This is a genomic window from Stenotrophomonas sp. TEPEL, from assembly GCF_004348785.1.
GTDB classification, from domain to species: domain Bacteria; phylum Pseudomonadota; class Gammaproteobacteria; order Xanthomonadales; family Xanthomonadaceae; genus Stenotrophomonas; species Stenotrophomonas indicatrix.
The window spans coordinates 855,196-864,679 of the sequence record NZ_QQXJ01000001.1 but is presented as its reverse complement, the minus strand read 5'-3'; the positions used below and the strand labels follow the sequence as shown (position 1 = coordinate 864,679).

The window sequence follows — 9,484 nt, the reverse complement described above, 5'->3', positions numbered from 1 at the left end:
AGCGGACCGATCCCCGCCTGAGCGCACCAGAGGGCGTTGCTCCTGAGGCTGCCGGCCAGCGGCCGGCACTACCGTGCCCGTTTACCGGAAGGGCTGGCGCTCCTCCAGCAACACAGTTGCTACAGGGACGTACTTGCGGCGTCCCCGCACTCCGACACCGCCCCGCCACCCCACGGAATGCACGCTGTTGCTGTTGCTCCGGCCGGTAGCAGGTGCAGGGCGCAGCCCTGCTCGACCAACCTCACACCGTGATGGTCTGGGTCAGCGATTCCCAGGTCGGCGGCACCGGCCAGGACGCGGCCTGGTTGCCATCCAGCACCCGCCGCAGGTCGCGCGGATCGATCTGCGGGGCCAGCACATGCACCAGCTCCAGCGCGTAGTCGCGCAGCACCCGGTCGCGTGGCAGCACCGCCCAGGCGACGCACTCGGTGATCGGTGCCGGCGCTGGCCATACCCGCAGGTCTTCATCGTTGGCGCTGATCGCCATCTCGGCCAGCAGACCTACCCCCAGACCGGTACGCACATAAGTCTTGATCAGGTCCGCATCCAGCGCCGTCAGCGCCAGATCGGGTACCAGGCTCTGCGCGGCAAAGGCTCGCTGCAACGAGGAGTTGGGACGGGTCGAGGATTCGTAGCTGATCAACGGCTGGCGTGACAATGCCGCCAAGTCCGGTGCGCGCCCGGCGCGATCCAGCGGATGGCCCTTGGGCACCACCACCAGCCGCCGCCAGCGGAACAGCGGTACGGCGATGCCATCGCCGGGTTCGCTACCGGCGGTACTGATGATCGCGATATCGGCATCGCCCTGGTTCAGCCGGTCCAGCGCATCGGCCTCACCGGCCTGCTGCAGGTGCACGCTGACCTGCGGATAGGCCTGCTTGATGCGTGACACCGCCGGCGGCAGCACGAAGCGGGCCTGGGTGTGGGTGGTGGTCAGGATCAGCTGGCCCTGGCTCTCGCGGCGCTGGTTGGCCGCGTAGGTGCGGATGTTGTTGGCCTCGGACAGCACCGCGCGGGCGCGGCTGATCACTTCGGTGCCGGCCGGGGTGACGGACTCCAGGCTGCGCCCCTTGCGTACGAACAGCAGGAAGCCCAGTTCGTCCTCCAGCTGCTTGAGCTGCTTGGACAGCCCAGGCTGGGTGGCATGCACGCGCGAGGCGGCGAGCGTGATGTTCAGCTCGGCGTCGGCGATGGCAACCAGGTAGCGCAGCTGGGTCAGCGTCATGGCAGGCGGGCGATGTGGGGGCGGAGGTCCACTCTAGGGTCAATTGCCGTCACCAGCTTATAACCAAAGGTTGTTTAAGAAAGGTATCTGGTCATTTCCGGGCGTCATATGCCGGCGCTACGGTCAGCCGGCAGCCGCTGGCCTGAACAGCCAGCCCACTTCCTTTCCGCCCGCCGAGCCCGGCGCGGCCTGTTCCTGGAGCGCTCCCATGGCCCTGTACGACTCCATCCTCGACACCATCGGCAACACCCCCATCGTCAAGCTGCAGCGACTGGCGCCGCAGGGCGTGACCCTGTACGCCAAGGTCGAGTCCTTCAATCCGGGCGGCTCGGTGAAGGATCGCCTGGCGCTGGCGATCATCCTCGATGCCGAACAGCGTGGCCTGCTCAAGCCGGGCGACACCATCGTCGAAGCCACCTCGGGCAACACCGGCGTCGCCCTGGCGATGGTGGCCGCCGCACGCGGCTACAAGTTCGTGGCAACCATGGTCGAGACCTTCTCGGTGGAACGCCGCAAGCTGATGCGGGCCTACGGTGCGAAGGTCATCCTGACCCCGGCCGCCGAACGCGGCAGCGGCATGGTGCGCAGGGCGCGCGAGCTGGCCGAGGAACACGGTTGGTTCCTGGCCAGCCAGTTCGCCAACCCGGCCAACCCGGCCTACCACCGCAACACCACCGCCGCGGAGATCCTGCGTGATTTCGCCGGCAAGCGGCTGGACTACTTCGTGAGTGGCTGGGGAACCGGCGGCACCTTGACCGGCGTCGGCGAAGTGCTGAAGGTCGCCCGCCCGGACACCCGCATCATCGCCACCGAGCCGGCCGGCGCCGCCTTGCTGAAGGGCGATGACTGGAAGCCGCACAAGATCCAGGGCTGGACCCCGGACTTCGTGCCCGATGTGCTCAACCGCAATGTGGTGGACGAGCTGGTGACGGTGGAAGATGACCGCGCGATCACCACCGCCCGCCGGCTGGCGGCGGAAGAAGGCATCTTCGTCGGCATCTCCGCCGGTGCCACGGTTGCCAGCGCACTGGACGTGGCAGATCGCGCTGAACCGGGCGCGGTGATCCTGGCGATGCTGCCGGACACGGGTGAACGCTACTTCTCCACGCCGCTGTTCGCCGACGTCAATGAAGGTTCCGACGACGACTGGCTGGCCGGTCTGCCCTGATCGCCGCGTTGTCGATGACAGCAGGATGACGCCCACCCTTGTGGTGGGCGTTTGCATTGCGGCGCTGCTGTGTGGGCACTCCTGTCTGCGCGCGGCCGTTGGAAGCGGACAGTTTTCCCCAGGAGCGGAAGCACCCAACTGCGGAACCTTTCGTTTCGCCCGGAAGCGGTGCTTGCTTCAGCCTGCGTGAAGGCGATGCCGGCCATGGTGCATGAACTGCGCGGATCGCAGTGCGTGAGACGGTCATGACGCAGCATCGATGTCCTGTCCCGCAAGATAAGGGTACAGCCAGCATGGGCACGGCGCGCAACAATTACAGGCAGGAGACGGACGCATGAAGATCGAAGTGTGGCAGGGCGACATTACGGCCCTGGCGGTGGATGCGATCGTCAACGCGGCCAATGAATCACTGCTCGGCGGCGGCGGTGTCGACGGTGCCATCCATCGTGCGGCGGGCCCCGGCCTGCTGGCCGAGTGCGTGCGTCTGCCGGAGTTGCGCCCCGGCGTGCGCTGCCCGACCGGGGAGGTGCGGGCCACCGCTGCGTACGCGCTTCCGGCACGGTACGTACTGCACACCGTCGGCCCGGTCTGGCACGACGGCCAGCGCGACGAACCGGCACTGCTGGCCAACTGCTACTGGAAGTCGCTGCAGCTGGCCGAATCGCTGAACCTGCAGTCGATCGCGTTCCCGGCCATCAGCTGCGGTGTGTATGGCTATCCGCTGTACCAGGCCGCGCAGATCGCGGTCACCGAAACATCGGCCTGGCAGCGCAGCCACGCACAGCCGATGCAGATCGTGCTGGTAGCGTTCAATACGGCGACCGCCAAGGCCTACCAGCAGGCGCTGACGGCAGCAGGCCAGGTTGCCGACAGTGGGCGCGGATCGCTGCTGCCGCCACTGGGCGATGCCGGATTCGTGGCGGCGCATTGAAACCACGCCGGGCGGGGAAGGAAAAAAGGCCGGGCAATGCCCGGCCTTTCGTTTGCATCCGTTGCAGCGGCGTCAGTCCGTCGCTTCAGCGGCGGCATCGACGGTCGCCTCAGCAGCCGCGGAAGCAGCGGCCGAAGCGGCGCCGTCGATCTGCACGCGTACTTCCACCATGCCCGCTTCATCGCTCAGGCTGGACACGTCCACGGTGTAGTGGCCGGCAGGCAGCGATTCTTCCAGGCGTGCGTTGGTGCCGTTGCCACCATCGTCATCGACCAGTTCCACGTCGCCGCCGACCACGCGCAGTACCGTATCCACCTGGCTGGAAATCGCGTCCAGGCGCACATCGGCCGCACGCGGCAGGCTCAGCAGGAAGCGGCGGCGGCCTTCGCCATCGAGCATGGCGAACACACTGCCGGCGTTCGGCAGGGTGGTGCCATCACGCATGACCATGTTGGCCGGCAACTCGGCGCGCTTGGCCGTCAGCTTGAAAGCGCCGGTACCGTCGTCGCCCAGGCTGCGCACACGCAGGGTGTACTTGCCCGGTTCCAGCGGCATGCCGATGCGCGAATTGGTGCCGTCACCGCCATCGTCGTTCTCCGACTGTGCGCCGTTGCCATCCAGCTTCAGCACCGTATCGAACGCATCCGATTCCAGGCGAATCTCATACATGCCCGCCTTGTCCACCTGCAGGGTGTAATCCTGCGACTTGGAGACCAGCAGGTCGACGATCTCGCCTTCGGCGACCATCGGCTTGCCGTCATACGGCACCAGTTTCTCGGCGCGCAGGCGGTATGGCCCGAAGGCGGAGGGGCCGTCGGCATTGATGGCCACCTGGTAGCTGCCGGTGCCGTTGGCGCGGAATGCCAGCGAGACGTCGTCGCCGCGCTCATAGCCCGAGCTGCTGCTGGCCACCAGCACGCCATTGTTGAACACGGCGATCGAGCCGCGCAGCGCGCCGGTCAGCTTGATGCCGACCAGTTGCTTGTCTTCCAGCTTCAGCTGGTACAGCTGATGGTGGCTGCCATCGTTGAAATTGACGCCGCTGCGAGAGGTGATTTCACCGGACACCGGCTTGTCGAACTCCAGCGAGGGGGCCTTGCCCATGTCCGTGCTGCCACCCATCCGGTTGCAGCCGCCGACAGCCAGCACGGTGGCCACGGCCAGCGTGATTGCGGTGATACGCATGTTTCTTCTCCTTGGCCTTCCATGTATGCCCCCCACACTGGCCTGGCGTGCGGGAGGCGGCAACGATACCGGCAAAAGCAAACGCCGGCATGATGCCGGCGCTGCCCTGTTCAGTTCATGCTGCAGAACCGGCGGATCAGCCGTTCCACTTGCCCAGCGCGGCCTGGCCGTTTTCCTTGGCGCGCTCGTAGACGGTCTTCTGTGCTGCGGCGTAGTTGCCCTTCATGTCCTTGGCCCACAGCTTCAGTGCTGCCTGCTGCATGGCGCGCCCGTAAGAGAAGCTCAGCGGCCACGGCAGGTTGCCCATCTGGTTCATGGCGTTGAGGTGGGCGGTGGACTGCTCATCGCTCTGGCCACCGGACAGGAACACCACGCCCGGCAGGATCGCCGGCACGGTGCTCTTCAGGCACATCACGGTCGACTCGGCCACTTCCTCGACATCGGCCTGCTCGTCGCAGCCCTTGCCGGAGATGACCATCGAAGCCTTCAGGATGGTGCCTTCCAGCAGCACGTTCTGCTGGTACAGCGCGTCGAACAGCGAACGCAGGGTGGCTTCGGTGACTTCGTAGCAGGTCTCGATGTCGTGCTCGCCGTCCATGATCACTTCCGGCTCGACCATCGGCACCAGGCCGCATTCCTGGCACAGCGCGGCGTAGCGGGCCAGCGCATGCGCGTTGGACTCGATGCAGGTGCCCGACGGAATGCTCTCGCCGATGTTGATGACCGCACGCCACTTGGCGAAGCGCGCGCCCAGCTTGTAGTACTCCTGCAGGCGCTCACGCAGGCCGTCCAGGCCCTCGGTGACCAGCTCGCCCGGGCAGCCGGCCAGCGGGTGCGCACCCTTGTCCACCTTGATGCCCGGGATCATGCCGTGGTCGGACATGTACTTGGCGAACGGCACGCCGTCCTTGGTCGACTGGCGGATGGTCTCGTCGTACAGGATGGCGCCGGAAATGTGCTCGTTGAGCTTCGGCGTGGTCAGCAGCAGTTCGCGGTAGGCGCGACGGTTCTCTTCGGTGTTCTCGATGCCGACGCTGGCAAAGCGCTTGGCGATGGTACCGGTGGATTCGTCGATCGCGATGATGCCCTTGCCCGGGGCAACCATGGCCTGGGCGGTTTCAGCCAGCTGTTCGATGCTCATGTACTTCCTGTGGCGGGTGCGGGAAAAACGTAAGTATAGCCCCGCTATCCGTTGCCCCGACGTGGAGGCTCGGATGGAACCGGTTCCACTGTCTGTGCGGGACAGAAAATGTCCTGCCGGATCGGGTCAGAGCCCCTCCGGGGATCTGACCCAGGGGTCGGATCCGCGCCGCGGCTCCGACCCGATGCCCCCCCCTCTTACAGGTCGCCCAGACCGCTGGCGCGGCCGTCTTCGCCCACTTCCAGCAGGCGCAGGGTATTGGTCGCGCCGTGGGTTTCCATGTGCTCACCGCTGGTGAACACCACACGATCGCCGGCCTGCAGCATGCCGCCCTCCACCAGCAGGCGGATGCTGCCGCGTGCGGCTTCGCGCGGGGTGAAGCCGCGGCTGTCGAAGTTGATCGGGAACACATCGCGCATCAGCGCCATCTGCCGGCGGGCGCCGTCGTGGCGGGTGACCGCGAACACCGGTGCCGAGGCACGGAAACGCGACAGATAGCGGGCGGTGCCACCGGATTCGGTCATCGCCACGATCGCGCGCACGCCCACGTGCTGGGACAGGAACATGGTGGCCATGGCAATGGCCTGGTCGGCACGTTCCAAGTTGCGCGGCGAAGCGCCGAAGTCGGTCTCGGTCTGGAACTGGCGCTCGGCGCCCAGGCAGATGCGCGCCATCGCTTCGACCGCCTTGACCGGATACGCACCGGCGGCGGTTTCGGCCGACAGCATCACCGCGTCGGTACCGTCGATGACCGAGTTGGCCACGTCCAGCACTTCGGCACGGGTCGGGATCGGGCTTTCGACCATCGACTGCAGCATCTGGGTGGCGGTGATCACCACCTTGTTCTGCGCCAGCGAGGCCTTGATGATCTTCTTCTGCAGGCCCGGCAGTTCGGCATCGCCGATTTCCACGCCCAGGTCGCCACGCGCCACCATCACCACGTCACTGGCGTCGACGATCTCTTCCAGGTTCTCGATGGCCTCGGTGCGCTCGATCTTGGACACCAGCGCGGCGTAGCAGCCGTGCGATTCGGCGATCTCGCGCGCATCGTTCATGTCCTGCGCATTGCGGCAGAACGACACGGCGATGAAATCCACGCCGATCTTGGCAACGATGCCGATCAGTTCCTTGTCGCGCTCGGTCAGCGCGCCCAGCGACAGGCCACCGCCCTGCTTGTTCAGGCCCTTGCGATCGGACAACGGACCGTCGTTGAGCACGGTGTTGATGATGCGCTCGCCCTGCACTTCCACCACCTGCAGCTGCATCAGGCCATCGTCGAGCAGCAGCACGTCACCGGCGGTCACGTCCTGCGGCAGGCCGAGGTAGCTCACGCCCACCTGGGTGGCATCGCCGGGGCCGGCATCGGTGCTGGCGATCAGGTCGAAGCGGTCGCCGGCCTTGAGATGCACCTTGCCCTCGGCGAAGCGCTCGATGCGGATCTTCGGGCCCGGAAGGTCGGCCAGGATGCCCACTTCCACACCCACGCGCTGCGCGGCGGCGCGCACATCGGCGGCACGCTTGGCCTGGCCGGACGGGTCACCGTGGCTGAAATTGAGGCGCACCACGTTGACGCCGGCGCGGAACAGATCCTCCAGCACGCCCGGCGGATCGGTGGCCGGACCGAGGGTGGCAAGGATCTTGGTGCGACGCTGACGCTCGAACATGATGGATGGGCCTCTCCCGTTAAAGGACGGAAATTAGCACATCCTTCACGTCCCATGTATACGGTTACAGCCTTGTGCTGCCTGACTCTGCGGGACATCGCCCGGACATGTTCCGGACATACGCTGGTCGATGGCAGCGGAAACGCCGCCGGGCAAGGCCCGGCGCGCGGCATCGTCCAACTCAGGCCAGCAAGGCCAGCAGCTGCGCCGGATCGCGGGCCAGCTGCCCGGCACCGGCCTCGGCGAGCTCCTGCTCGCCACCAAAGCCCCACAGCACGCCCACACTGCGCAGCCCGTGGTGACGCGCGCCCTCGATGTCCATGCGGCGGTCGCCGATCATCCAGCAGCGTTCCGGTGCCAACTGCAGGCGATGCAGCGCCTCGCCCACCAGCTGCGGCTTGCTGCTGCGCGAGCCATCCGGGGTTGAACCGATCACGTCCTCGAACAGGCCACCGAACGGCAGATGCTCGACGATGCGGCGGGCATGCGGCTCGTTCTTGGCGGTGACCACCGCAAGGCGATGGCCGCGTGCGTGCAGCGCGCGTACCACCGCTTCGATGTCCGGGTAGATCGTATGCTCGCGCCAGCCTTCCACGTCGAAGCGCTCGCGATAGAAGGCCACGGCCTGCTCCACCCGCTCGGGCTCACCGAACAAGGGCGCGAACGTGGTGCGCAGCGATGGGCCGATCCAGCCCAGCAACGTTTCCTGTGGCGGAACCGGGTGGTCCATCTTCTGCAGCGCGTAGGCGATGCAGGTGGTGATGCCCACTTCCGAATCGATCAGCGTGCCGTCCATGTCGAAGAAGAGCGTTGCACGCTCTTCTCCGTCCACCCGCGGATCGACGCTCATGCGCCGCGCGCGGCCAGGGCGGCTACCGCTGGCAGCGTCTTGCCTTCCAGGAATTCCAGGAACGCGCCGCCGCCGGTGGAGATGTAGCTGACCTGCTGGGCGATATCGAACTTGTCGACCGCAGCCAGGGTGTCGCCGCCACCGGCAATGGAGAACGCCGGCGAACTGGCGATGGCGCGGGCCAGCGCTTCGGTGCCCTTGCTGAAGGCTTCGAACTCGAACACGCCGACCGGGCCGTTCCAGACCACGGTGCCGGCCTTGGCGATCAGCTGTGCGTACTGCGCGGCCGTCTGCGGGCCGATGTCCAGGATCAGGTCGTCCTCGGCCACCGCATCGACGGCCTTCACTTCGGCAGCCGCGTCGGGCAGGAACTGCTTGGCGGTGACCACGTCCACCGGCAGCGGGATGTCCGCACCCCGCGCCTTGGCGTCGGCCACGATCTTCCGGGCGGTATCCAGCAGGTCCGGCTCGTACAGCGACTTGCCGACCTTGTACCCGGCCGCCGCGATGAAGGTGTTGGCGATGCCGCCACCGACGATCAGCTGGTCGACCTTGCCGACCAGGTTGGCCAGCAGCTCCAGCTTGGTGCTGACCTTGCTGCCGGCGACGATGGCCAGCAGCGGCTTGGCCGGTGCATCCAGGGCCTTGGCCAGCGCATCCAGCTCGGCCATCAGCAGCGGGCCACCGGCAGCGACCGGGGCGAAACGGATCACGCCATGGGTGGACGCCTGCGCGCGGTGCGCGGTACCGAACGCATCCATCACGAACACATCGCAGAGGGCGGCGTACTTCTTCGACAGGGCTTCATCGTCCTTGCCCTCGCCGACGTTCATGCGGCAGTTTTCCAGCAGCACCAGCTGGCCCGGCTGCACGTCGACGCCGTCGACCCAGTCACGCACCAGCGGCACTTCGCGACCCAGCAGCACCGACAGGCGCTGGGCCACCGGCGCCAGCGAATCGGCTTCGCTCCACACGCCCTCCTTGGGGCGGCCCAGGTGCGAGGTGACCATCACCGCCGCGCCCTGCTCCAGCGCGCGCTTGAGCGTCGGCAGGGAAGCGGTGATGCGCTGTTCGGAGGTGATGCGGCCATTCTCGATCGGCACGTTCAGATCCTGGCGGATCAGCACGCGCTTGCCGGAGAGGTCGAGGTCGGTCATGCGGACGATGGACATGGGCAACTCTTTGGCTCTGGAGATGGGATGCCGGCGTGCGGCAGACGGTCATTGTATCGGGTGGCGATGCCTGCGGCAGGCAGAGGCCAACGGCAACAGCAACGGCAACGGCCGAAGCACTGGCGCTTCGTGGTGCTGTGGGTGGGCG

General features: G+C 66.8%; 8 protein-coding genes. 2 read left to right on the top strand and 6 right to left on the bottom strand.

The genetic code is table 11. The features are described 5' to 3' along the window. Positions 1-241 precede the first annotated feature (241 nt). The gene (locus tag TEP_RS03890) at positions 242-1,225 is read right to left on the bottom strand and encodes a LysR family transcriptional regulator (protein ID WP_132824335.1); all 984 of its coding nucleotides are present in this window, start codon (positions 1,223-1,225) and stop codon (positions 242-244) included. A gap of 208 nt (positions 1,226-1,433) precedes the next feature. Here TEP_RS03890 and cysK point away from each other — a divergent pair, with 208 nt between their 5' ends. Together cysK and TEP_RS03880 are read left to right on the top strand one after the other, a co-directional pair. Beyond that, the gene (gene cysK, locus TEP_RS03885; protein WP_132824334.1) at positions 1,434-2,393 is read left to right on the top strand and encodes a cysteine synthase A; all 960 of its coding nucleotides are present in this window, start codon (positions 1,434-1,436) and stop codon (positions 2,391-2,393) included. 334 nt (positions 2,394-2,727) lie between these two features. Continuing rightward, positions 2,728-3,324: an O-acetyl-ADP-ribose deacetylase gene (locus TEP_RS03880; protein ID WP_132824333.1), complete on the top strand. Its 597-nt coding sequence runs from the start codon at positions 2,728-2,730 to the stop codon at positions 3,322-3,324. Positions 3,325-3,396: 72 nt separating this feature from the next. Here the strand turns inward: TEP_RS03880 and TEP_RS03875 are convergent, their stop codons facing one another. The 5 genes from TEP_RS03875 to TEP_RS03855 form a co-directional block, all read right to left on the bottom strand. Continuing rightward, complete coding sequence (locus TEP_RS03875; protein WP_132824332.1) at positions 3,397-4,509, bottom strand: ABC transporter substrate-binding protein; 1,113 nt, start codon at positions 4,507-4,509, stop codon at positions 3,397-3,399. 136 nt (positions 4,510-4,645) lie between these two features. After that, entirely contained in the window at positions 4,646-5,650 is a 1,005-nt protein-coding gene (locus TEP_RS03870) for a class I fructose-bisphosphate aldolase (RefSeq protein ID WP_025874258.1), read from the bottom strand. A gap of 197 nt (positions 5,651-5,847) precedes the next feature. After that, a complete protein-coding gene (gene pyk, locus TEP_RS03865; protein WP_032975201.1) occupies positions 5,848-7,314 on the bottom strand; it encodes a pyruvate kinase in 1,467 nt (488 codons plus the stop codon). Positions 7,315-7,495: 181 nt separating this feature from the next. Then, a complete protein-coding gene (locus TEP_RS03860) occupies positions 7,496-8,164 on the bottom strand; it encodes an HAD hydrolase-like protein (RefSeq protein ID WP_132824331.1) in 669 nt (222 codons plus the stop codon). Continuing rightward, positions 8,161-9,336: a phosphoglycerate kinase gene (locus TEP_RS03855; RefSeq protein WP_093818782.1), complete on the bottom strand. Its 1,176-nt coding sequence runs from the start codon at positions 9,334-9,336 to the stop codon at positions 8,161-8,163. Before TEP_RS03855 ends, TEP_RS03860 begins: the two co-directional genes overlap by 4 nt. Positions 9,337-9,484: the final 148 nt, after the last annotated feature.